The organism is Mesorhizobium sp. M2D.F.Ca.ET.226.01.1.1, from assembly GCF_004022705.2.
GTDB lineage: Bacteria > Pseudomonadota > Alphaproteobacteria > Rhizobiales > Rhizobiaceae > Mesorhizobium.
Genome location: NZ_RZOY02000004.1, coordinates 92,865 through 117,447, shown reverse-complemented (window position 1 = coordinate 117,447; position 24,583 = coordinate 92,865). Strand labels below are relative to the sequence as shown.

At 65.2% G+C, this 24,583-nt stretch carries 20 protein-coding genes and 1 pseudogene; 16 read left to right on the top strand and 5 right to left on the bottom strand.

The genetic code is table 11. The annotated features are described in order from the left end of the window. Positions 1–75 precede the first annotated feature (75 nt). Positions 76–1,731 (top strand): FAD-binding dehydrogenase, encoded by a 1,656-nt coding sequence (locus EN869_RS10705; protein ID WP_127226794.1) that lies wholly within the window; start codon positions 76–78, stop codon positions 1,729–1,731. A gap of 28 nt (positions 1,732–1,759) precedes the next feature. Here EN869_RS10705 and EN869_RS10700 read toward each other — a convergent pair. Further along, positions 1,760–2,074, bottom strand: a pseudogene (locus EN869_RS10700) (VOC family protein); the annotation flags it as partial. A gap of 196 nt (positions 2,075–2,270) precedes the next feature. Here EN869_RS10700 and EN869_RS10695 point away from each other — a divergent pair. From EN869_RS10695 to EN869_RS10640, 12 genes are all read left to right on the top strand, one after another. Further along, positions 2,271–2,585, top strand: coding sequence for a hypothetical protein (locus tag EN869_RS10695; protein ID WP_245489472.1), 315 nt, complete (start codon positions 2,271–2,273; stop codon positions 2,583–2,585). A 47-nt stretch (positions 2,586–2,632) separates the two neighbouring features. Next, a complete protein-coding gene (locus tag EN869_RS10690; RefSeq protein ID WP_127226795.1) occupies positions 2,633–3,520 on the top strand; it encodes a sigma-70 family RNA polymerase sigma factor in 888 nt (295 codons plus the stop codon). 230 nt (positions 3,521–3,750) lie between these two features. Next, a complete protein-coding gene (locus EN869_RS10685) occupies positions 3,751–7,821 on the top strand; it encodes a Pls/PosA family non-ribosomal peptide synthetase (RefSeq protein ID WP_127226796.1) in 4,071 nt (1,356 codons plus the stop codon). After that, complete coding sequence (locus EN869_RS10680) at positions 7,818–8,288, top strand: GNAT family N-acetyltransferase (protein WP_245489471.1); 471 nt, start codon at positions 7,818–7,820, stop codon at positions 8,286–8,288. The genes EN869_RS10685 and EN869_RS10680 overlap by 4 nt, the downstream gene beginning before the upstream one ends. 4 nt (positions 8,289–8,292) lie before the next feature. Next, complete coding sequence (locus EN869_RS10675; protein ID WP_127226797.1) at positions 8,293–8,952, top strand: 4'-phosphopantetheinyl transferase superfamily protein; 660 nt, start codon at positions 8,293–8,295, stop codon at positions 8,950–8,952. Between the two features lie 199 nt (positions 8,953–9,151). Then, entirely contained in the window at positions 9,152–9,457 is a 306-nt protein-coding gene (locus EN869_RS10670) for a helix-turn-helix transcriptional regulator (protein WP_127226798.1), read from the top strand. Further along, entirely contained in the window at positions 9,457–11,472 is a 2,016-nt protein-coding gene (gene hyfB / locus EN869_RS10665; protein ID WP_127226799.1) for a hydrogenase 4 subunit B, read from the top strand. Before EN869_RS10670 ends, hyfB begins: the two co-directional genes overlap by 1 nt. Next, on the top strand, positions 11,463–12,419 hold the full coding sequence (locus EN869_RS10660; RefSeq protein ID WP_127226800.1) for an NADH-quinone oxidoreductase subunit H: 957 nt from the start codon (positions 11,463–11,465) through the stop codon (positions 12,417–12,419). Before hyfB ends, EN869_RS10660 begins: the two co-directional genes overlap by 10 nt. After that, on the top strand, positions 12,419–13,081 hold the full coding sequence (locus EN869_RS10655; RefSeq protein ID WP_095819077.1) for a hydrogenase-4 component E: 663 nt from the start codon (positions 12,419–12,421) through the stop codon (positions 13,079–13,081). The genes EN869_RS10660 and EN869_RS10655 overlap by 1 nt, the downstream gene beginning before the upstream one ends. Then, entirely contained in the window at positions 13,078–14,529 is a 1,452-nt protein-coding gene (locus tag EN869_RS10650; protein ID WP_127226801.1) for a hydrogenase 4 subunit F, read from the top strand. The genes EN869_RS10655 and EN869_RS10650 overlap by 4 nt, the downstream gene beginning before the upstream one ends. A 19-nt stretch (positions 14,530–14,548) precedes the next feature. Further along, complete coding sequence (locus EN869_RS10645; RefSeq protein WP_127226908.1) at positions 14,549–16,060, top strand: NADH-quinone oxidoreductase subunit C; 1,512 nt, start codon at positions 14,549–14,551, stop codon at positions 16,058–16,060. Positions 16,061–16,064: 4 nt separating this feature from the next. Next, positions 16,065–16,604 (top strand): NADH-quinone oxidoreductase subunit B family protein, encoded by a 540-nt coding sequence (locus EN869_RS10640; RefSeq protein ID WP_127226802.1) that lies wholly within the window; start codon positions 16,065–16,067, stop codon positions 16,602–16,604. A gap of 25 nt (positions 16,605–16,629) precedes the next feature. Here EN869_RS10640 and EN869_RS10635 read toward each other — a convergent pair whose 3' ends face one another. From EN869_RS10635 to EN869_RS10620, 4 genes are all read right to left on the bottom strand, one after another. Then, entirely contained in the window at positions 16,630–17,526 is an 897-nt protein-coding gene (locus tag EN869_RS10635; protein ID WP_127226803.1) for an NAD(+)/NADH kinase, read from the bottom strand. Positions 17,527–17,536: 10 nt separating this feature from the next. Further along, the gene (locus EN869_RS10630) at positions 17,537–18,520 is read right to left on the bottom strand and encodes an SPFH domain-containing protein (RefSeq protein ID WP_127226804.1); all 984 of its coding nucleotides are present in this window, start codon (positions 18,518–18,520) and stop codon (positions 17,537–17,539) included. A 13-nt stretch (positions 18,521–18,533) separates the two neighbouring features. After that, the gene (locus EN869_RS10625; RefSeq protein WP_127226805.1) at positions 18,534–19,265 is read right to left on the bottom strand and encodes an NUDIX domain-containing protein; all 732 of its coding nucleotides are present in this window, start codon (positions 19,263–19,265) and stop codon (positions 18,534–18,536) included. A 164-nt stretch (positions 19,266–19,429) separates the two neighbouring features. Next, positions 19,430–20,047: a TetR/AcrR family transcriptional regulator gene (locus EN869_RS10620; protein WP_348630831.1), complete on the bottom strand. Its 618-nt coding sequence runs from the start codon at positions 20,045–20,047 to the stop codon at positions 19,430–19,432. Between the two features lie 111 nt (positions 20,048–20,158). Between EN869_RS10620 and EN869_RS10615 the strand changes: the two genes are divergently transcribed. The 3 genes from EN869_RS10615 to EN869_RS10605 all read left to right on the top strand — a co-directional run bounded on the left by EN869_RS10615 (position 20,159) and on the right by EN869_RS10605 (position 24,579). After that, positions 20,159–21,034, top strand: a complete 876-nt coding sequence (locus EN869_RS10615; protein WP_245489481.1) for an alpha/beta hydrolase — start codon at positions 20,159–20,161, stop codon at positions 21,032–21,034. 269 nt (positions 21,035–21,303) lie between these two features. Continuing rightward, the gene (locus EN869_RS10610; protein ID WP_127226806.1) at positions 21,304–23,019 is read left to right on the top strand and encodes an ATP-dependent Clp protease adaptor ClpS; all 1,716 of its coding nucleotides are present in this window, start codon (positions 21,304–21,306) and stop codon (positions 23,017–23,019) included. Positions 23,020–23,400: 381 nt separating this feature from the next. Further along, a complete protein-coding gene (locus EN869_RS10605; RefSeq protein WP_127226911.1) occupies positions 23,401–24,579 on the top strand; it encodes an MFS transporter in 1,179 nt (392 codons plus the stop codon). The last annotated feature ends 4 nt before the right edge of the window (positions 24,580–24,583 follow it).

Below are 24,583 nucleotides of genomic sequence, written 5' to 3'. Positions count from 1 at the left end.
GGAAAACCGCGTCACAGTTTTCCTGGAATTGCGTAGGCTTCGCAATAAGTTTGCCGGCTCATTCTGGGAGGAAAAATGGCTGACGCGGACGTGATCATTGTCGGCGCCGGGCTGGCGGGCCTCGTCGCCGCTGCCGAACTGGCGGAGGCCGGCAAGAAAATCATCATCGTCGACCAGGAGCCGGAGCAGTCGCTGGGCGGCCAGGCCTTCTGGTCGTTCGGCGGGCTTTTCCTGGTCGATTCGCCTGAGCAGCGGCGCATGCGCATCCGCGATTCGCACGATCTCGCGCTCGAGGACTGGATGGGCACCGCCGCCTTCGACCGTCCAGAGGATTTCTGGCCGCGCAAATGGGCGGAGGCCTATGTCGGCTTCGCCGCCGGCGAGAAGCGCTCCTGGCTGATGGAACGCGGGCTGAAATTCTTCCCCGTCGTCGGCTGGGCAGAACGCGGCGGCGGCAATGCCGTCGGCCACGGCAATTCGGTGCCGCGCTTCCACGTCACCTGGGGCACCGGGCCCGGCGTGCTCGAACCCTTTGTGATGCGCGTGCGCGAGGCGCAAAAGCGCGGGATCGTGCAGTTCAGGTTTCGTCATCGGGTCAACGAGATCATCCGCACCCGCAAGACGGTGACCGGGGTGCGCGGCGACGTACTCGAGCCGAGCAGCGTCGAGCGCGGCCGCAAGAGCACGCGCAACGTGGCTGGCGAGTTCGCGCTTAGCGCGCAGGCAGTAATCGTTGCGTCCGGCGGCATCGGCGCCAATCATGAGCTGGTGCGCAAGAACTGGCCTGATCGCCTGGGCGCGCCGCCGAAGCGGATGATCACCGGCGTGCCCGACCATGTCGACGGGCGCATGCTGGCGATCACCGAAGCCGCCGGGGGCAGGGTCATCAACCGCGACCGCATGTGGCATTATGTCGAGGGGATCAAGAACTGGGCGCCGATCTGGACCGAGCATGCAATCCGCATCCTGCCCGGCCCCTCCTCGCTCTGGCTCGATGCGCGGGGCAAAAGGCTGCCGGTGCCGCTCTATCCGGGCTTCGATACGCTCGCCACGCTCAACCACATCATGAGCACCGGCTTCGACTATTCCTGGTTCATCTTGACCAAGAAGATCATCCAGAAGGAGTTCGCGCTGTCGGGCTCGGAGCAGAACCCCGACCTCACCGGCAAAAGCTGGCGGCAGGTGCTGGGCCGCGCGACGTCGGGCATTCCCGGCCCGGTGAAAGCCTTCATGGAAAAGGGCGAGGACTTTATCGTCGAGGCCGATCTTTCGAAGCTGGTGGCGCGCATGAATGCGCTGGCCGGTGGCGAGCCGCTGCTGGACGTCGCCCAGGTCGAGCGCGAGATCCGCGCCCGCGACATGCAGCTCGACAATCCGTTCTCCAAGGATGCGCAGATCACGGCGCTGCGTGGCGCGCGCACCTATCTCGGCGACAGGCTGATCCGCACGGCAAAGCCGCACAAGATGCTCGATCCGGCGAACGGCCCGCTAATCGCGGTGCGCCTCAACGTGCTCACCCGCAAGACGCTGGGCGGGCTTGAGACCGATCTCGACAGCCGGGTTCTCGACGCCGCCGGACAGCCGGTGCCAGGACTATACGCCGTGGGCGAAGTCGCCGGCTTCGGCGGCGGCGGAGTGCATGGCTATGCGGCGCTCGAAGGCACTTTTCTGGGCGGCTGCATCTTTTCAGGCCGCAGCGCCGGAAGGGCGGCGGCAAAGGCGGTCGCCTGACCGGCAATCAGGCGACCAGGCCACTGCACTACCGGCTTGCCAGCATCATGCGGTTGCCTTCGCTGTCGTGGAACTCGGCGATCATGCGGCCGGGCTGCCATGGCGCTTCCTGCGGCTCGCTGACGATCTCGACGCCCTTCGCCCTGAGGGATGCGACCGTTGCCTCGACATTGTCGTCGACCAGGACCATCACCGGATCCTCGCTCGGCGAGGCATCCGCCCGGCTGATGAAATGCAGGTTGGTGACCGCGTGCGGAAGGGCCAATTCCACCCAGCGCCAGCCGCTGTCGGCCATCCGCTGGTCGGCAATCACCTGGCAGGCAAGATTGTTGGTGTAGAACGCCTTGGCGCGGTCCTAATCGAATACCGGCAGCTCGGCAAACTGGATATGCATGATGTCTCTCCTCATCGCGGAGGCCGCCGATGCGGCCTCGACGCATGAAAGACGACGGAAGCGGGCAAAAAGATTCTCGGGCGGACGAGAATCTTTTCGACCAGACGAAACGTCTTTTCTTCACAACCCATCGAAGGAGATGACCATGACCTACAATCTCATCCGCTACGGCGTGAAGGATGAAAGCATCGCCGAGAACCGCACGATGGTTGAAAAGGTGTTCCAGGCGCTCGACGAAACGAAGCCGCAATCCGTGCGCTACCTCGTTCTGGAACTGGAGAATGGCGAGTTCGTCCATCTTGTCAGCCAGGACGGCGACGGCCTTACCGGGCTTACCGCCTTCAAGGCCTTCAGCGCCGATCACGCCGGACGTCGCTCCACACCTCTCACCAGATCGCCGGTAAAAATCGTCGGCAACTATCGTATGCTGGCCAGCACAGAGGAAATCCTGCCGGCCTGACAGGTGCGGCCTCCATGAGCCACCCCGCCGATGCGAGAATGGAAACGATGGGCATAGCGAAAAATGACCGCACGGCGCTCGACGCGATGCTCATCGACCTGCGGCCCAAACTGCATCGCTATGCCGCCCGCATGGCCGGTTCGACGATCGAGGGCGAGGACATCGTTCAGGAGGCGATCGTGAAGGCGCTTGCGGCGCATAGCGACGGCGCATTGGTCGAGCGCCCCGAGCAGTGGCTGTTTCGCATCGCCCACAACGCGGCGCAGGATCATCTGCGTCGCCGCCAGCGCGAGCGCACCCGAGCGATAGAGGCCGACATGACGGCAATAGAGGACCTGTCGGCCAGCGCCGAGGCAAGGCTTGCTGCGGCAACAAGCCTGCGCACCTTCATGCGGCTCACCCTTGCGCAGCGCGCCGCCGTGATCCTGACCGACGTGCTCGGCCTCAGCCTCGCCGAGACCTGCGAGGTGACCGGTGCTACCTTGGCGGCAACCAAGGCGGCGCTGCATCGCGGCCGGGCCGAGCTGAAGGCGCTGGCGGCCGCGCCGGACGAAGCCGCCATGCCGAAGCTCGACCCGGAAGAAGAGCGTCGCCTGCGCCGCTATGTCGATCTTTTCAACGCCCGTGACTTCGACGCCGTCAGGGCGCTGATCGCCGAGGACATCGAACTCGAGGTGGTCAACCGCACCCGGCTCAGCGGCAAGAAGCAGGCCTCTACCTATTTCAGCAATTACGACCGCGCCGTCGACTGGGCGCTGTCGCTCGGCTTTGTCGAGGGACGTCCGGCGATCCTGATCCGCAACCCGCAGGCGGACAATGCGGTGCGCGGTTTCATGCTCCTGGACTGGCGCAACGGCGAGGTCGTGGGAATCCGGGATTTCCGTTATGCGCCCTACTGCCTCGAGAATGCCGACATCCGTCCCATCGCCGTTTGATCGCCGCGTGAAACGCGGCCCAATCAAATCATCGTGAAGTTGCGCGATCGTCACGGATCGGCCATCAGTGCGGCAGCATAGGCCTGCTTGAAGTTGGCCAGTTCCCAGTCCCATACGCCGCGGTACGATCATTTCACCGTCCACGAAGAGGGCACCTGGCCGGACGTCGTTAGTTTTCGTCTTTTCACCAGTCACGTATTGCGGGCGGATACGAGCCCGCGAGGTTCCCAATGTCTCTCAACGAAGCCACCAAGCCCGCCAAGCAGAATTCCCGCCAAGCCAAAACAGCGACCGCAGCGCCGGCGCGCGAGCAGATCCTGATCGGCGCCGATTTCATCCAGAAAGGCGAGCCGCATGAGCGGCTCGACCGCTTCTTCGGCGACCTGGCGAGCCGCTTCGACGCGGCGCCAGCGGTCATTTCCGGCGGCCGGCCCTGGTCGTATCGCGAGCTGAACAGCCGCGCCAACCAGTTCGCCCATCTGTTGATAGAGCGCGGCGTCAAGCCAGGCGACCGGATCGGCCTGTTGCTCGACCGCTCCGCCGAAACCTATATCGCCGTGCTTGCCGTCATGAAGGCCGGAGCGGCATTCGTGCCTTTGGCCACCGCGTTTCCCGAAGAACGCATGGTGATGATCATCGAGGATGCCAACGTCACGATGGTGATCAGCGTTTCCGGCTATGCGGCGCGCGTGGCGCGCCTGCCCGTTCCGCATATCTCGATCGATTCGGCGGAGTCCGAAATCGCGCTCCAGCCGGAAACGGCGCCCTTGCCGGACGGCGCCCAGGATCAGACCTGCTACATCCTCTACACCTCGGGCACCACGGGCAAGCCAAAGGGCGTGGTCATCACGCATCAGAGTTTTTGCAACTTCATCCGCGTCGCGGCGGCGTCCTACGGCTACCAGCCGGGCGACCGTGTTTACCAAGGCATGACGATCGCCTTCGACTTCTCCTCGGAGGAGATCTGGGTGCCGTTTGCCGCCGGCGCCACCGTGGTGCCGGCGCCGGGCCAGCAGCCGCTGGTCGGCGAGGAGCTGGCGAGCTTCCTGCGCGAGCACAACATCACCTGCATGGCCTGCAGCCCGACGCTGCTGTCGTCGATCGAGAGCGACGCGCCAAGCCTGCGCACAATCCTGGTTGGCGGCGAGGCCTGCTCGCAGAAGCTCGTTGCCCGCTGGGCAAAACCGGGCCGCAAGATCCTCAACACCTATGGACCAACCGAAGCGACGGTCACCGCGACGATGGCCCTGCTGACCCCGGACGAACCGGTGACCATCGGCAAGCCGCTGCCGACCTATTCGATCGCCATTCTCGATCCTGAAAAGCCGGAAGTGCTCTCCGGCGACCAGCTAGGCGAGGTCTGCATCGGCGGCATGGGCGTGGCGGTCGGCTACCTCAACCGGCCGGAACTGACCGAGCAGCGCTTCATCAACGATTTCATCGGCCTGCCGAACAATCCCAACGGCCGCATCTACCGGACGGGCGACCTTGGCCGCATCAACGACAATGGCGATATCGAATATCACGGCCGCATCGACACGCAGGTGAAGATCCGCGGCTACCGCATCGAGCTTGGCGAGATCGAGGCCGTGCTGCTGGATCAGCCGGGCATCGCGCAGGCGGCGGTGACGACCTGGGAGATCGAGCCCGAGCGCACGGAGCTGGTCGGCTACTACTCCCCCAAGAGCGGCGGCGACGGCGTGGACCGCACCGTGCTGGTGCAGGAGCTCAAGCGGCGGCTGCCCGACTACATGGTTCCGGCCTATCTGGAACAGCTGCCCGCGATCCCGATGACCGTCTCCAACAAGGTCGATTTGCGGAAGCTGCCGAAGCCGACGAGCGCCCGCGTGGCCGCTGGCCATGCGATGATCGACCCGCGCAACGAGGACGAGAAGTTCCTCGTCGACACGCTGCAGGACGTGCTGAAGTTCGAGGATATCTCGATCGAGGATCACTTCTTCGACGATCTCGGCGCGAACTCGCTGTTGATGGCGCGGTTCTGCGCGCGCATCCGGTCGCGCAAGGCCTGGTCGACGACGTCGATGCGCGACATCTACCTGCATCCGACGGTGGCGAAGCTCGCCGATTACCTGCGGGCGCCGCAGATGGCAGCGGTTGCCGCGAGCGAACCCATGCTGACGCATCGGGCCTCCAATCTTGCCATCTGGGCCACGGGCTTCGGCCAGCTGATCTTTTACGCGGCTTACTGGTATGCCGCGCTCTGGCTGATCAATGACGGCCTCGACTGGGTCTATGATGCGCTGGACGACGCGCCGGTTCTCTATATGCGCTGCGTCGTCCTATCGGCCGGGGTGTTCTTCGGGTTGAGCGGCTTTGCCATCGCCGCCAAATGGCTGCTGGTCGGCCGCTGGAAGGCCGAAACCTTTCCGATCTGGGGCTGGCGTTACTACCGCTTCTGGATCGTGAAGACGCTGGTCCGCAGCGCTCCGGTCGTGCTGTTCCGCGGCAGCCCGCTCTACAGCCTCTATCTGCGCCTGCTCGGCGCGCGGCTCGGCAGCCGCACCGTCGTCGAGTGCAGGGCGGTTCCGGTCTGCACCGACCTGATCGCCATCGGCGACAACTCGATCCTGCGCAAGGACTCGACGATCCTCGGGTTCCGCGCGCAGGCGGGCTATATCCATACCGGGCCGGTCAATATCGGCAACAACGCCTTTGTCGGCGTCGGATCGACGCTCGACATCGACACCCGCATGGGCGACGGCGCCCAGCTCGGCCACGCCTCGTCGCTGCATCGCGGACAGGCCGTGCCTGCCGGCGAGCGGTGGCATGGATCGCCGGCGATCCCTACCGATGCGAATTACTGCACCGTCCCCAACGTGCCGCTGTCCAGGGCGCGCCGCGTCATCTACGAGGCGATCCAGCTCTTCATCTTGTTTGCCATCGTCACACCGTTCCCGCTTCTGTTCCACAGCTACTGGGAAAATGTCGGCGACGACTATGATGAGACCATCGGCGTCGTGGCGATCGGCACCACGGTCACGGTGGCGGGCTTCATCATCGGCGGGGTTCTGCTGGCGGCCATCGTGCCGCGGCTGTTCAACCTCATGCTGAAGCCCGGCCGGAACTATTCGCTCTACGGCTTCCACTACTGGCTGCAAACCATGCTGGAGCTGATCAGCAATGTGCGGCTGCTGAACGTGCTGTTCGGCGACAGTTCGGCCATCATATATTACCTGCGCGCCATAGGGTGGCGGCTGAACAAGGTGGATCAGACCGGGTCGAATTTCGGCACGAACCAGCGGCATGAAAACCCGCAGCTGAGCGAGATCGGCTCGCATACGATGGTGTCGGACGGCCTGTTCATGGTCAACATGCAGAAGTCGGCCAACTCCTTCCGGCTCGAACATACGCGGGTCGGCGAACGCAACTTCTTCGGCAACAACATCATCTATTCACCGGATTCCCGCGTCGGCGACAATTGCCTGCTCGGCACCAAGGTGCACGTGCCGGTGGACGGCCCGATGCGCGAGAATGTAGGGCTTCTAGGTTCGCCGCCGTTCGAGATTCCGCGCATGGTTAATCGCGACAAGGAGCTTCTCGGATTGATCTCCGACAAGGAGCGCAGCCGTCGCCTGCCGCTGAAGAACCTGCACAATCTCGTCACCGCGCTGATGTTCGTGGCCGCGCAGTGGCTGATCCTGTTCCTGACGCTCGCCATCTGGGACCGCGCGCTCAACTACTATACCGAATGGGGGCAGACAGCGATGTTCGCGGCGGTGATGCTGACCACGGCGATCGGCATCCCGTTCTACATCTTCCTGGAGCGCGCCAGCCTCGGCTTCCGCCGTCTGAAGCCCAGGATGGCGACAATCTACGACCCTGTCTTCTGGCGGCACGAACGTCACTGGAAGCTGTCCGATTCGCCGATCATGGGCCTGTTCACCGGCACCCCGTTCCGGCCGATCATCCTGCGCATGCTGGGCGTGAAGGTCGGGTTGCGCCTCTATGACGGCGGCTGCATCATCACCGAGCGGTCGCTGGTGGAGATCGGCGACGACGTGACGCTCAACGAAGGCTGCGTGATCCAGCCGCACTCGCTCGAGGAAGGCGCGTTCAAGTCTGATTACATCCGCATCGGCAATGGCTGCACGCTGGCGCCGTCCTCCTTCGTTCATTACGCGGTGGTGATGGGCGAGGGATCCGTGGCCGACGTCGACTGCTTCGTCATGAAGGGCGAGGTGCTGGAGCCGAACACGGTCTGGCGCGGCAACCCGGCGAAGCTTTACGGCGTCGTGACGCCGATCGACGCGCGCGCGATGGAAATCGGTCACGCCCCGTGACGCGTTCCGCCGGCATCAGCGATCAGCCGGTTGCGCTGGAACCCGTCGGCAAGGGCAACCGGGCGGCGATCCTGGCGCTCGAACTGTTGCCGCGGCAGCAGGGATTCGTTGCCTCCAATGCCGAATCGCTGGCGGAGGCCAGGCAGGATGACGAGGCGATCGCCCGTGCCGTGGTTGCCGCTGGGCGCGTCGTCGGATTTCTGATGTACAGCGCGCCCGAGGACGATGACGAAGCGATCATCTATCGCTTCATGATCGACCGTCGCGATCAGGGCAAAGGCCTTGGCCGCGCCGCCGTCGCCAAGGCGCTGGAAGAGATTGCGAAGCTCAGCCACATCCGCTGCGTCACGATCTGCTATGACCCGGGGAACGAGGCGGCGCGCCGGCTTTATGCCGGCTTCGGTTTCGTCGAGCAGGGACTGGACGAGGACGGCGAGATGATTGCCGTGCTCGAACTGGGCGGGTAGAGCCTTGAGCACCCGGCCGCAAGGCACGTCAGCAGGCATCGAACGCGCCGTCGAGCAGGCATTGGCCGGCCTCGCGCCATCCTGCCTCGTCGTCGGCTGCCGTCGCATCCAAGCCGGCGACGAGCAATATTTGCTGCCGGAGGAAAATGCCTCGATGGCCACCCGCGAACCCGGCGCGCGCGCCGCCACGGGGGCGGGCCGCCACATCGCGCACGAATTGCTGCGGCGCCTGGAATGCAGGGAACCCGCGATATTGCGCGGCCAGTCGGGCAACCCGGTCTGGCCGGCCGGAATTGTCGGCTCGATCGCGCATGACGACGAGATGGCCGTGGCGGTCGCCGCGCGATCCGACGCGCTGAAGAGCGTCGGTGTCGACATCGAACCCGCCTTGCCATTGCCTCACGACCTCCGGGCCGTGGTTGCCGCACCGGAGGATCGCCTGGGCGATCTCGATCCAAATCTGGGCGACCGCATCCTGTTCGCGGTCAAGGAGGCTGCCTACAAGGCATCGTTTCCGCTCGACGGTCGCGTGCTGGGATTCGAGGACATCGCGGTCGATTTCGAAAAGGGCGAAGCGGTCACTTCATTTGGCCAGCGCCTGACCGTGCGCTTTGCCGCTTCTCCACACATCCTGGCGATAGCCTACACGGCGTCGGAGCGCTGAAGCCCTTCCGCATCGCGGCACTTTAAACGCCGGCTTGATTGGCCGGGCGTGGTATCTGGGCGGGGCTTCTGCGCCTACCGCCCGCACTGTCGTACCATCAACATAGATGTTTGAGACATCAATCCTTGACGATAGAACGTTTTTATGTAGGCTACAGCACCGAGACCTCATATTTCAGAACTGAACGAGAGAGTCGCCGGTGATAACCGCACCGCAATTGCGCGCCGCCAGATCGCTGCTCGGCATCGATCAACGCCGGCTTGCAGAATTGTCCGGCCTGTCGGTGCCGACGATCCAGCGCATGGAAGCCAGCAGTTCGATCATCCGGGGCAATGTCGATTCGCTGATGAAGCTGATCGCGGCGCTCGAGGCGGCCGGCATCGAACTGATCGGCGAAGGCGCGGCCAGCCAAGGCGGCGGTCGCGGCGTACGGCTGAAGGCTGGTTTCGATCCGGCCAAGGCGGGCGAAACCGGCGACCCCGAGCTCGGCGGGAGCCTGCCGTGATGTCGACCGTCGCCCTTCTGCTGTGCGGCCCTGCCGCGCTTCTGGCGACAGCCATACTGGCTGCTGCCATCAGCCGGCTCGCCGCCGCGACGCGTCTGGTCTATGGCGCGGCGCTCTTCATTTCAGCCGCGCTGCTCGCGACGGTTGCCGGGCATCTCGCCGGCAATCCCGGCGAAGTGTCCGCCGTCACCTTGCCGCTCGGCCTGCCCTGGACCGGCGCCCGGTTCCGTCTCGACGGCCTGTCTGCGTTCTTCCTCGTCGTCGTCAACCTGGGCGGCTCCATCACCAGCCTCTACGGTCTTGGCTACGGCCGGCATGAGGCCACGCCACGTCGCGTGCTGCCGTTCTATCCGGCGTTCCTCGCCGGCATGAACCTCGTCGTGCTCGCCAACGACGCTTTCAGCTTCCTGTTGTGCTGGGAGTTCATGTCGCTCGCCTCCTGGGCGCTGGTCATGGCGCATCACCGCGACGAGGCCAACAGGCGCGCCGGCTATATCTACCTGGTGATGGCAAGCTTCGGCACGCTGGCGCTGCTGCTTGCCTTCGGCCTGCTGGCGGGGCCGGCGGGAACCTATGCGTTCGACGCGATGCGGACGGCGCATCCCGGACCCTTCGCCGCCGGCGCGGTGCTCGTCCTCATGCTGCTCGGCGCCGGCTCCAAGGCCGGCCTCGTGCCGCTGCACGCCTGGCTGCCGCTTGCCCATCCGGCGGCACCCAGCCACGTCTCGGCGCTGATGAGCGGCATCATGACGAAGGTCGCCATCTACGGCTTCATCCGGGTGGTGTTCGACCTGCTTGGCGAGCCGGCATGGTGGTCCGGCGTCGCGGTCATCCTCATCGGCGGCGTGACGGCGGTGCTCGGCATCCTGCATGCGCTGATGGAAAAGGACCTCAAGCGGCTGCTTGCCTATTCGACCATCGAGAATATCGGCGTCATCTTCGCCAGCCTCGGCCTTGCGCTGGCCTTCAAGGCGAACGCCATGCCGTCGGCGGCCGCGCTGGCCTTCACCGCGGCGCTTTTCCACGTGCTGAACCATTCCTTCTTCAAGAGCCTGCTGTTCTTCGGCGCCGGCGCCGTGCTGACGGCGACCGGCGAACGCGACATGGAAAAGCTCGGCGGTCTCATCCATCGCCTGCCGGTGACCAGCTTCGTCTTCCTCGTCGGCTGCGTGTCGATCTCGGCGCTGCCGCCCTTCAACGGCTTTGCCTCCGAATGGCTGGTCTTCCAGGCCATATTGCGCAGCCCCGAGCTGCCGCAATGGGGGCTGAAGGTCATCGTGCCGGCTGTGGGCGGCATGCTGGCGCTGTCGGCCGCACTTGCCGCGGCCTGCTTCGTCAAGGCATTCGGCATCACCTTCCTTGGCCGGGCGCGCTCGGCGGCGGTGGAGCGGGCGCATGAGGTCGACCGCTGGTCGCTGGCGGCGATGGCCGTGCTTGCCGCCTTCTGCCTGCTCGCCGGCATCCTGCCCGGCTTCGTCATCGACGGCCTGTCGCCGGTGGCGCTCTCGCTCGTCGGCGACCGCATGCCGGTGCAGATAGCTGAGCCCTGGCTGTCGATCGTGCCGATCGCCGAGAGCCGCAGCTCCTATAACGGCCTGCTGGTGTTCGCCTTCATCACCATCTCGGCGTCGCTCGCGGCCTTCTTCATCCACCGCTTCGCCTCGCATGCCGTGCGCCGGGGCATCGCATGGGGGTGCGGCTTCGTGGACGCGGTGCCCGCCGCGCAATACACGGCCGTCAGCTTCGCGCAGCCCATTCGCCGCGTCTTCGGCGGCTTCGCGTTCAGGGCGCGCGAGACGGTGGACATTCCGGCGCCGGGCGCCCTCGAACCGGCGCGCCTCAAGGTGGACATGCACGATCTGGCCTGGGAGATTTTCTACCAGCCGATCACCGGCGCGATCGATTTCGCCACCGAGCGGCTGAACCACCTGCAGTTCCTGACAATCCGCCGCTACCTGACGCTGGTCTTCCTCTACCTCGTCATCCTGCTTCTGGTGCTTGCGCTATGGCCGTGATCTTCGAGCTGGCCGTGCAGGGCGCGCAGATGTTTTCGGTGCTTTTGCTGGCCCCGCTCCTGATCGGCTTCGTGCGCAAGGTGAAGGCCAGGCTGGTCAGGCGGCAGGGACCTTCGGTGATCCAACCCTATCGCGACCTCGCCAGGCTGATGCGCAAGGAGGTCGTGCTGGCCGACAATGCGTCCTGGCTGTTCCGGGTGACCCCCTACCTGATCTTCGCCGCCACTTGGGTCGCGGCGGCGCTCGTTCCGACCTTCGCCACCGGCCTTGAGTTCAGCTGGGCCGCCGATCTGATCGTCATCGTGGCGCTGCTCGGCAGCGCGCGGTTCTTCCAGGCGCTGGCCGGAATGGATGTCGGCACCAGCTTCGGCGGCATCGGCGCCAGCCGCGAGGTGATGATCGCGTCGCTCGCCGAACCGGCGATGCTGCTCATCGTCTTCAGCCTGGCGCTGGTGGCCGGCGCCACGCAGCTTTCGACGGTCGCCGCCTTCATGGGCTCGCCCGAGGTCGGTTTGCGGGTGTCGCTCGGCATGTCGCTGATCGCCCTGGTGATGGTGGCGATCGCCGAGAATGCGCGCATTCCGGTCGACAATCCGGCCACGCATCTGGAGCTCACCATGGTGCATGAGGCGATGATCCTGGAATATTCCGGCCGTCATCTGGCGATGATCGAGCTCGCCAGCTTTCTCAAGCTCCTGCTCTACATGTCGCTGATCTCCTGCGTCTTCCTGCCCTGGGGGCTGGAGAGCGCGGGCGCGGGGCCGAAATCGCTGGCCGTCGGCGCTGCCGCCTATCTCGGCAAGCTGGCCGTGCTTGCCATCCTGCTTGCCGTGTTCGAGACGGCCGTCGCCAAGATGCGTGTCTTCCGCGTGCCCGACTTCCTGGGCGCGGCGCTGATGCTGGCGCTGCTCGGCACGCTTTTGCTGTTCGTCTCGCGGAGCCTGTGATGAACGGTCTTACCTTCGACATCGCCCATCTGCTCGCCGGCAGCCTGGTGCTGATCTCCTTCATGATGCTCTACCAGGATCGCCTGTTCGCGCTGATCAACGTCTTTGCGCTGCATGCGGTCGTGCTGGCGCTGTCGGTGGCCTGGCAGGCCTATATCCAGGACGCGCATCATCTTTACATCACCGCGGCGATAGCGCTGGTCTTTAAGGCGATCGTCATTCCCGTCGGCCTGCATCGCATCATCCAGCGGCTCGGCATCCACCGCGACATCGAGACAGCCGTCGGCATCGGCCCGACCATGCTTGCCGGCATCGGGCTGGTGACGCTCTCCATGGTGCTGATGCTTCGGGTGACGCCGGAGGCCGACCCGCTCGCCCGCGAGGATCTCGCCTTCGCGCTGTCGATCATCCTTTTGGGGCTGCTGGTGATGGTGACAAGGCGCAACGCCGTCAGCCAGGTCGTCGGCTTCATGTCACTGGAGAACGGCCTGGTGCTGGCCGCCACCGGCGCCAAGGGCATGCCGCTGGTCGTCGAGATCAGCGTCGCCTTCTCGATCCTGATCGCCTTCATCGTCATCGGCGTCTTCCTGTTCCGCATCCGCGAACGGTTCGATTCGGTCGATATCGGCGCGCTCGACGACTACCGGGGAGAACGCCGGTGAGCGCATTTTCCTTCGACGCCGTGGCCGCGATCCTTTTCATTCCGGCCGCCGCCGCTGCCATCCTGGCGGCCTTGCCGAACTACAAGATGACGGCCCTCGTGAACGTCATTGCCAGCCTGCTCACCTTGCTCGCGGCGCTGTCGCTGTTCGTCACCGAGCGACCGGCGCCGGGACAATATCTGCTGGTCGACGACCTCAACATCGTCTTCATCGTGCTCAACACATTCGTCGGCTTCACTACCAGCGTGTTCAGCGCGTCCTATATCGCACATGAACTCGATACCGGCCGGCTGACCGCGCCGAACCTGCGCTTCTACCACGCGATGTACCAGATCATGATGTTCGGCATGAACCTGGCCTTCGTGTCGAACAATATCGGCCTGATGTGGGTCGCGGTGGAACTCGCCACGCTGACCACCGTGCTGATGGTCGGCATCTACCGCACGCATGAGGCGCTGGAGGCGGCCTGGAAGTATTTCATCCTCGGCAGCGTCGGCATCGCGCTGGCCCTGTTCGGCACCATCCTTGTCTACATGGCCGCGCAGCCAGTCGTCGGCGAGGGGACCAATGCCATGGTCTGGTCGGTGCTGATCGAAAAGGCGGCGCGTTTCGACCCCGCTCTGCTCAGCGTCGCTTTCATCTTCCTGCTGCTCGGCTACGGCACGAAGGTCGGCCTTGCCCCCTTGCATGCGTGGCTGCCCGATGCGCATGCCGAGGGCCCGACGCCGATCTCGGCGGTGCTGTCGGGCCTGCTGCTCAACGTCGCACTCTACGCCCTGCTGCGCTTCAAGCTTCTGCTTGCCGCGAGCCCCGAAGCGATCGGGCCGGGGCCGCTGATGGTCACGATGGGACTGACCTCGCTGATTTTCGCGGCCTTCATGCTCTACCGCCGCCGCGACATCAAACGCCTGTTCGCTTATTCGTCGATCGAGCACATGGGCATCATCGTCTTCGCCTTCGGCATGGGCGGTCCGCTCGCCAACTTCGCCGGCCTGCTGCACATGGTCATGCACAGCCTGACCAAATCGGCGATCTTCTTCGCCGTCGGCCATATCGCGCAGGTCAAGGGCACGCAGCGTATCTCCGAGATCAGGGGCCTGACCGAAAGCCATCCCGGGCTTGGCTGGGCGCTGGTGATCGGCGTCGTCGCCATCGCCGGCCTGCCGCCACTCGGCATCTTCATGAGCGAGTTCCTGGTCGTCAGCTCGACCTTCGCCAGGCATCCGTGGCTGGCGATCCCGCTGGTGTTCGGGCTGCTCATCGCCTTCGGGGCGCTGCTGCTGCGGCTGACCGGCGTCGCCTTTGGCGAGCCGCGCGGCGGCATGGCGCCGGTCGAGGCGTCCTATGTGCCGATGTATTCGCACCTCGCTTTGGTGTTTGCCGCCGGCATCTACCTGCCGGCGCCGCTGGTGGCGTGGTTCCAGCATGTCGCCGGGATCCTGGGGTAGGCGCATGAGCAGGAAAAACATGCCCGCGCTCGCCGATCTCATCGAGGCCGACCGCCAGGTCGAACATCACGCGCCCTGGCGGCGCGCTGTGGTCGCCCCGAAGGCCTGGAACCTCGCCGTCGAGCAGCTAGTCGCCGGACGCTGGAGCCTGCTCGGCCTGTGGGGAGAGCCGGGCAAAGTGCACATGGCGCTCCTCGACGAAGCGCAGGGCATCGGCGTGATCAGCCTGGACTGCCGAGGCGGCCGCTACCCGTCGATCGGCCAGTATCACCCGCCGGCCCTGCGGCTGGAACGCGCCGGGGCGGATCTTTTCGGGCTGGCGCCGCAAGGCCTTCCCGATACAAGGCGCTGGCTCGACCATGGCCAGTGGGGCATCAGCCACCCGCTGACGGCGCGGCCCGGCGTGCCGGCGGTCGCCCCCTCCTACCGCTTCCTGACGGCGGAGGGCGAGAACCTCCACCAGATTCCGGTCGGGCCGGTGCATGCCGGCATTATCGAGCCGGGGCATTTTCGCTTCACGGCGGGCGGCGAAACGGTGGTGCGGCTGGAGGAGCGGCTGGGTTATGTTCACAAGGGCATTGAAAGCCTGATGGCGGGAGCGCCCATCGAACGTGCCGCCAAGCTGGCGGGCAGGACGTCAGGCGACAGTACGGTCGCCTATTCGCTGGCCTTCGCCCGCGCGGTCGAGGCGGCGCTCGGCGTCGCGCCGCCGCCGCGTGCGATCTGGCTGCGGGCGCTGATGGCCGAGCTGGAGCGCCTGGCCAATCACCTCGGCGACATCGGCGCCATCTGCAACGACGCCGCCTTCGCGATCATGCACGCGCATTGCGGCGTGTTGCGCGAGCGCGTTTTGCGCGCCGCCGATACCGCCTTCGGCCATCGCCTGATGCGCGACCGCATCCTGCCCGGCGGCACGGCAAGCGATCCGAACGAGGCGGGGACGGATGCCATCCGATCGCTGGTCGCGGAGATCCGGCGGCGCTTCCCGCATCTGGTGGAACTCTACGACAATACCGCCTCGCTGCAGGACCGGACGGTGGCGACGGGCCGGCTCAAGGGCGAGCTTGCCCGGCAATATGCCGCCGGCGGCTATGTGGGCCGGGCTTCCGGCCGCGATTTCGACGCGCGGCGCGATCTTGCTTACGCCCCCTATGACCAGCTTACCTTCGATGTGCCGGTGCTGCAGGAGGGCGACGTCAACGCGCGCGTCTGGATCCGCGTGCGGGAGGTCGAGCAAAGCCTGTCGCTGGTCGAGCAGATTCTCGGGCGGCTGCCCGCCGGCCCGACCCTCGTCGAGGCCGCAGCGCCAGAGGGGCCGCGCGAGGGCATGGCGCTGGTCGAGGGTTTTCGCGGCGACATCCTTGCCTGGCTGCGCATCGGCGAGGACGGCCTGATCGAGCGCTGCCACTTGCGCGACCCATCATGGTTCCAGTGGCCGCTGCTGGAAGCGGCGATCGAAGGCAACATCGTCGCCGATTTCCCGCTCTGCAACAAATCGTTCAACTGCTCCTATTCCGGCCACGACCTGTAAAACCATGCGAAAACTGCTCTTCGAAAGCCTGATCCGCCCGCCCCTGACGGAACGCCCGCCACGAGCCAGCAATGCTGCCGTCGACGAGCTGGCGCTCGCGCTCGACGGCATGGCTCGCAGGAAACTCGGCCGGAGCCTGTCGATCCGCGCGGTCGACGCCGGGTCCTGCAATGGCTGCGAGCTGGAGATGCACGCGCTCAACAATGCCTTTTACGACATAGAGCGCTTCGGCTTCCGCTTCGTCGCCTCGCCGCGCCATGCCGACGTTCTGATGGTCACCGGGCCGGTCACCAAGAACATGCGCGAGGCGCTGAAGCGGACTTATGAGGCGACACCCAACCCGAAATGGGTGGTTGCATTGGGCGATTGCGCCAAGGATGGCGGCTGTTTCGCCGGCAGCTACGCTGTGGTCGGTGGCGTGTCGGACGTGGTGCCTGTCGACCTGCACATTCCGGGATGCCCGCCGCGGCCGATCGAGATCCTCAAGGGATTGATCGCGCTGCTCGACGGCGCCAACGGGAAGACCGGTGCTGCCAGGAGCTGAGTGGCGGGCGCTGCGCCTCCCGGCCCTACCGGTCGACGACCAGGCGCAGCACCCTTGACGCCGGCGACAGACGCACCTGCCTGCCCCAGTCGAAGGCGATAAAATCCTGCTCGATGCCGTCGGCGAAAATCACGCCGCCCTCGTTCATCCGCGAGGTGATAAAGAGCGGTTTTTCGGCGATCTTTCCGGCACGCAGTTTCGTGGCGGTGGCGATGCTCGGGAAGGGCTCGCGCACCCAGAAGCCGACCGCATGTTCCTCGCGGCCGAGCGACAGCTCCAGATGCGTCGCTTCCATGATCGAGCGCGCCCAGCCGGTCGCACCGGTGCCGGAGGCGACGATGAGACCGCTGGAGGTGTGATCCTCCGCCTCGCCTTCCGCCTCGATGCGGTAGCGGGCCGACTGGTGGCTGCGATGGCCGACGAAGATCTCGTTGAGGGCGAGAAGCATCTCACCCGCTTCGAGCTCGGCCTGGACCATGGTGCGCGATTCCATGTCGACATCGCCGGCGGTGCTGGCGACAAGCAGTTTTGCCAGCCTGCCGATGCCGACGCGCACCAGGACGCCATCATAGAGATCCGGCGCCGGATTGACGCCCAGCACCGGCTGGCCGTTCAGATATTTGGCGACGTTGGCAACCAGGCCGTCCTGCCCGACGGCGACAATGACGTCGTCGGGCGCGAACAGGAAGCGGTTGAGGTCGGCGCGCGTCACCAGGGTTTGCCGCCAGTCGGCGGGCACCGCGGCGCGGGCCGTGCCCAGCACCGCGTGGAAGCGGTCGTGCCGGGCCTCGACGTCCTCCAGCCGCTGGCCGCGCGTCTCGAGGAAGAAGCGGGCCTGGCCGCGCGTCGCGTGACGCGCGATCAGCAGCTCGTAGTCGGTCTCGCGCGTCACGAAGACCGCGCGGGGTCGGTTCGCGGCCATGTCCGTTCCCTCACCGGGCCTCGATCACCGCCTGACCCTTGCGGAACTCGCCAAGCAGCGTGGCAAGCAGGTCGGGCGTGACGTTGACGTGCTCGATCTTGTCCAGCTTGCCGGCAAACTGCTGCGCGGCAAGGCCAAGCAGGATCGCGGGCGGCAAATCGCGATAGATGGCGATGTGCTGCCGTTCGGCTTCCACCTTGGCGCCTTCGATGGCGCGGATACGCTCGGCCTCGGCACCGGCTTCGATCTGCTGGGCTTCGGCTGCGCCGGCGGCGCGGTTGCGGGCGTTCTCCGCCTCTTCGGCAATCAGGAGCTTCTCGCGCCGCGCCAGCTCGGTCTTGTTCGCCAGCTCGTTCTCGGCAATGGCGCGCTCCTTCTCGACGGCAAGCGCTCGGCGCTGGAAAGTCGCCTCATCGGCCTTCTGCTGCAGCGCCTCGAAGGTCGGTGTCTGCAGGGCACGCTCGAGCTCGCTGGTCGGCGTCAGATTGGTGAGCCTGACCGCCACGGCAGCGACGCCGATGTCGGTCAGCGCTGGATCGGTCGCGACCAGGGCCTGCAGCCGCTCGCGCAAGGGCGCCGGGCCGGCATCGAGCAGCGTGCGCACCGGGGCCTGGCCGAGATATTGCTGCACCGCCTGGTTGGCGATGCCGGCAATGCGGGCCTGGATTTTTTCGATCGGTTCGCCGCGCAGCTTGCCGGTCCTGAGATCGATGCTGAAATCGACGCGCTCGGCGAGCCGCGCCGGATCGACGACATGCCAGCCGATCGTGCCCTGCACGGCGACGGTCTGGAAATCCTGGCTGCGGCCCTTGACGAAGAGCGTCATCTCGCGGTCGTCCATCGGCAGCTCGGCGATGCTGGCGGTCTCGGGCACGAACCAGAAGACCAGGCCGCGGCCGCTTTCGATCGCCCGGCCGTTGCGGTGGCGGATGACGTGGCTGCTTGCCTCACTGCGAAGCTGGGCGATGAAGCCGAAACTGCGAATGGTGGCCATGGTGGTCTCTCCCTCAATCGGCCGTGGAAGGTTGGAAACGATAAAGCTCAGCTGGGCGGAAAGCGGCGCCCGATTCATATGCGCCGGTTGCCGCGAGCCATCCTCTGTCGAGCTGGCGCCGGCGGAAGGCCGGCTTGTTGAGCGACGTGCCCAGGATCGCCTCATGCACGTCTTGCAGCTGCCGCAATGTGAAGAGTTCGGGCAGCAGCGCGAAGGCGACATCGGAATAATCGAGCTTGCCGCGCAGCCTGAGCATAGCCATCGCCAGGATGGCGGCATGATCGAAGGCGAGCGTCAGTTTTTCGCCTTGAGGCGCAAGCACATCGACCGGCCCACCGCTCTCTCCGGCCCAGGGCACATGGATCGCGGCCGGCAGCAGCGCGGGCTTCGCGGCGAGCGCCGCGTCGAAGACCCGCTCCGTGAGCAGCGCCAGATAGGCGACGCTGATGATGCGCATGCGCGGATCGCGATCCACCGCGCCGAACGTGTAGAGCTGTTCGAGATGCGCCTCGGCCATTCCAGCTTTTTCGCGCAGCACGCGCGCGGCGGCCGCGTCGAGGGACTCGTCGATGCCGACGAAACCGCCCGGCAGCGCCCAGCGCCCCGCATGCGGAAGCTGATCGCGCTTGACCAGCAGCACGGTCGGCCGGCCTGCGCGGATGCCGAGCAGCACAAGGTCGACCGCCACCGACGGCCGCTGGAAGGCGCTCGGGTCGTAGTCTTTGAGGAGATCGGTCTCGTTCATCGCATACCCTAATATGCAAATTACATATATCTGTTTTGCATATATGTCAACGGACACTTCCGCCGGACAAGCGGTTGGAATGCCGTCTGGGCAGGAGAGGTGTCCTAGGCCACGAGTCGCGGCAGTGTTCCTATGCCGCTACGGGTTCATACAATCGCCGTCGCCTAACGAACGTTCGGCCAGCCCCGAAAAGCGATATCCGCGACAGCTTCCAATTCCTTCTTGTTCGCCCCATCAGCCGACAATATCGCCATTCCGTATATCAGCGCGGAAAGGTACCGGGCGAGATCCGCGGGTTGCGCGCTGGCCGGCAACTCGCCCTCAGCCTGTGCGCGCTGCAGTCGTTTTAGAATGCCTGCCTCCCCGCGGCGACGCCGAGCGGCCAAATCGCCTCTGACCGCCTGCGAAATCGGGCTGACAGACAGCGCTCCTTGGACGCCCAGACAGCCTTGCGGATTGCGGCTGTCTCCGTGCAGCTCGACAGGCCCGGTCATCAGGAGTCTGATTGCGTCCTCAAGGGCGGAGGCTTGCTGGGCCGCCTGCCTGTAACCGCCGGCCCGGCTCTCATAGCGATCCATGACGCGCTGGAACAAGGCCTCCTTGCTGCCGAAGGCGGCGTAGAGGCTGGCGCGGGTGATGCCGAGCGCTTCGGTGAGGTCGGCAATTGAAGTCCCCTCGTAGCCATGGCGCCAGAAGAGCTGCACCGCACGGTCGAGCGCCTGATCGATGTCGAACTCGCGTGGTCGTCCTGCTCCCATATCAACTCTCCGACTCGCCTTCATAACAGTGCTTGCCTAATGTAGAATGATCGTTCTACATTTCGGATCCTATGAGGTGAGATGGTGAGAGGAAAGATGCTCGGCAAGGTGATGGCGCTCTCGTTGTTCCTGGCAATGTCAGCGCCGATGACTGCTCACGCGGAAGGCGGCACCTTTCCGGGTTTCCACACGGAAATGGTGACCGCGAACGGCGCCAAAATCTATGCGCGCATCGGCGGATCGGGGCCGGCCGTGGTGCTGATCCACGGATTTGGCGACACCGGCGACATGTGGAAGCCGCTGGCTCTCGACCTTGCCACGGATCATACCGTCATCGTTCCCGATCTGCGCGGCATGGGGCTTTCCTCGATCCCGGAGAGCGGCTACGAAAAATGGAACCAGGCCGCCGACATCCGGGCCGTGCTCGATCATCTGGGCATCGGGAACGCCGACATCATCGGACACGATATCGGCACGATGGTCGCTTACGCCTACGCGGCCCGTTATCCTGAAAAGACAGAGAAGCTTGTCGTCATGGATGCGCCGGTGCCGGGCATTCCGCCCTGGAACGATATCGTACGGGATCCAAGGCTGTGGCATTTCGACTTCGGCGGTCCCGACATGGAGCGCCTCGTGCGCGGCCGCGAACGCATCTATCTCGACAGGTTCTGGAACGACTTCGCGGGCACGCCGGCGAAAATCGACGAGGCGACCCGCCGGCACTACGCGAAACTCTATGCAAGGCCCGGCGCCATGCGCGCCGCCTTCGCCCAGTTCCGATCGATTCGTAAGGACGCAGTCGACAACCAGGCTGCCCTGGCCAAGAAATTGCCGATGCCTGTGCTCGCCGTCGGCGGCGCGAAATCCTTTGGCGAGACAGAGGCGGTCGTGATGCGCAACGCCGCCACCAAAGTGACCGAGGTCGTCATCCCCGAGTCAGGGCACTGGCTGATGGAAGAGGCTCCCGGACCGACAATCAGCGCCGTTCGGGAATTCTTGAAGCACAACTGATCCGGCGGCCTGTCGAGGAATCCTTAGGCCTTCACCACGGGCCGAACCTTGTTTCGATATGAAAGATGGCCGCGATGACGTTATTCGCTTTGGCCGTCGAGAAAGTGATGCCCCAAAAGAAGCCCCGCGAGAATGCCTAGTCCTCTGCCCACCATTGAGACGGCCATTCGAACAATTTCGAGGCTTTCGACCGGCGATCTATTAACAAATCATGCGATATTGCAAAATTATTGCCGGCCCAAAGCAGTCTGGGAAAGTGAGCCGTTACAATGCGCCACACATCCGACGATTCACTACAACTTGTCATTCATAATGACGACCAGACGCCGTGGGCGTTTGTCGTCGATCTCATCCGCTCGGTGTTCAGCCGATCTCAGGCGGAGGCCGAAGCCTTGACCGCGACGATATCGCAACAGGGAGAGGCCGTGTGCGGCAGCTATCCATCCGCGGTCGCGAAGGCGATGCTGGAGACGGCTGAGCAGCGCATCAGAGCGGCCGGTCATCCGCTTTGCATCACCGTGGCAACCGGCGGAGGAACCGATGCCGTAGCCCCCACTGGCCGGCCGACACAGGTTTCTCTTCGCGTCACCGCGACTTCCGACGGAGCCGCGGCCGCCATCGGCCATCCGACACAGGATTCACGCGACAGGAAGTTCAAATACGCTCACGAGGCAATCGCCTGGCATTTTTCGGGGCTGGCACATGACGAGATCATTGCGACCTCGCGCCAGTTTCCCGGCCATATGCGCGCCGACGTGCAGGTGGCGCTCGACAAATTGTTCTCGGCCTCGCCCATTCGCTTCTTCGGCCTATACGAGCAGCACCGCTATGAGACGCTGACCTATGCCGCGTTGACAAAGGACGGACAATACGCCGTCACCATCTCGGCGGCGCAATTCCAGGAGGTCGATATCGGCGAAAGTGAGCCGGTCAAGTGCCTCAACAACGGCTTATGGCTCAACCGCGACGGCGACCTGCACTACGCGGTGGTATTGTCCTTTCACCGGGAATATGGCCGCGAAGCCGGAACCTGCGTCGAGATCGCCGTGCCGGCCGGCGAGGCCGGCGTGGCGCTGGTGGACCGCTGCTTTGCGCAGTTGGAGGCTGCCATCAACGCCGCGCGCTCCTATCGCGGCAAGGTTCTCTCGCTCGAAACGGAAGGCGACTATCAGGGCCGCTCCAAAGGCGTGATGGTGCATCGGCTGCCGCAGGTGCAGCGCGACGCGGTCATCCTGCCGGAACAGACTTTGAGGCTTCTCGACCGCAACGTGATCCGATTCATCGAAAGCCGGGAGGCGCTGCGGCGGCTTGGGCAATCCACCCGCAAGGGCATCCTGCTCTACGGCCCTCCGGGGACCGGGAAGACGCACACCATCCGCTACCTCGCCGCCAATCTCCCCGGCCACACGACGCTGATCATAACGGCGGGGCAGATGGGTCTTCTGTCGCAATACATGACGTTGGCGCGCCTGCTGCAGCCGACAACGGTGGTGATCGAGGACGTGGATCTCATCGCCCGCGACCGCGAGACGATGGGCAGTCCATGCGAAGAATCCCTCCTCAACACGCTGCTCAACGAGATGGACGGATTGAAGGACAATGCCGACATCCTGTTCGTGCTGACCACCAATCGACCCGAACAGCTGGAAGGGGCGCTCACGGGGCGGCCGGGACGTATCGACCAGGCCATCGAGGTGCCGCTGCCGGACGACGTCTGCCGGGAAAAACTGGTGCGCCTCTATGGCGGCGGGCTGAAACTTCCCGACGAGATTGTGAGCGAGGCGGTGGCGCGCACGAAGGGCGTCAGCGCAGCCTTCATCAAGGAACTGATGCGCCGCGCCGCGCAGACCAGCATCATGCAGGGCGACGGAGAGGCCGTGACCTCCAGTGATCTCGCCGAGGCCCTGGACGACATGCTGTTCACCGGCGGCCGGCTCAATGTCAGGCTGCTTGGTGGGGCAACCGAGGAGATTTCAGGCTACTGAGTCGGTGTCGAATTGTGGGCTGGTAACGGCGACCGTCCGTTGCCCGGCACGATGACGATGTGCCGATTGCAGAGCGAGGCGCAGCCCCCGGAGGCGACGAGCTCGGCAATCGCATTTCAGTCCGAGCCGAGCCATGCTAGGATTTTGAAGACAGGTCCGGGCCGCAAACCCGAAAAGCTCTATTGCGCAAGTAGGCCGGCCGTAGCGGGCGGCGGCCGATCCGGTGGGGCAAAAGATGGCAGGGGGCAGTTCGGCCATAGGGCCAAGGCTGGAGCTGGCTTGCACGCAGCGCCGGAACGCCGGCCGTCGCGGGCCGGGCGAAAGTAGCACTATCCGACCGATGCACCGGCCGGCACTCCTGTCGCACAGGGCCCGATCGTGATGCGCAGCCGCTGGACGATCCTTGCCGTTCTCTTCGTCGCCCGCGCCGCGATGGCGGTGCAATTCCAGAGCATAGCGGCCGTTGCGCCGGAACTGGGCAAGGCGCTCGATTCGAACCTCGCCGACATCGGCTTGCTCATCGGCCTGTATTTCGCCCCAGGCGTTGCGATCGCGCTTCCCGGCGGCGCGATCGGCAGGCGCTTCGGCGACAGGGCAAGCGTGCTCGCCGGCCTGGTAATGATGCTGGCGGGCGAGATGCTGCTTTTCGTCTCGAGTGCCTGGAGCGCGCAGATCGCGGGACGGCTGATCTCCGGGGTCGGAGGCGTGTTGCTGAACGTGCTGATGACCAAGATGGTCGTCGACTGGTTCGCGGGCCGGAGGATCGCCACAGCGATGGCGATCTTCATCAACTCATGGCCCCTGGGCATCGCCCTCACGCTCGCCGGCCTGCCGTTGATACAGGCGCAATTCGGCATAGCGGGGACGCAGGTCGCGGTGATGGCGCTCATCGCCGCGGCGCTCGCGCTGGTGGGGTTCCTGTACCGGCCACCCGGAACCGCCGCCGCTCCGGCTTCAGCGGAAGGCTCGCAGCTCGCGAAACCGGCAGTCTGGGCCGTGCTGCTGGCAGGCTTGATATGGGCCTTCTACAATGTCGGCTTCGCCATGATCTTCAGCTTCGGTCCGTCGATGCTGGTCGAGCGCGGCTGGTCGACCGCCGCCGCAGGCCAGGCTGTCAGCATCGTGCTGTGGCTCGCGGCTCTTTCGGTTCCGCTCGGAGGCTATCTCGCGGACCAGACCAGGAGCCGCAACACCATGCTGGCGACAAGCTGTCTCGCCTTCGCGGCTTTGGTCCTCCTGTTTTGGCGCGGTTCAGCGGTGCTGCCCACAGTGGTTGTGCTCGGCCTGGTCTGCGGGCTCCCAGCCGGAGCGATCATGAGCCTGCCGGCGCGGGCGTTGGCGCCGGCGACACGCGCGCTGGGAATGGGCCTGTTCTATACGGTCTACTACGCCACGATGCTGGTCGCGCCCTGGCTCGGCGGCAAGCTTGCGCTTTGGACGGGCAGTGCCGGCGCGGCCCTCGGCCTCGGCGCGGCGGCTCTTCTAGCCTGCCCGGTCCTTTTGTGGGAGTTCGAACGCCGGCTGCTCTTGCAGGCCCAAACGGCACCACAGGTGGGCTGAGATT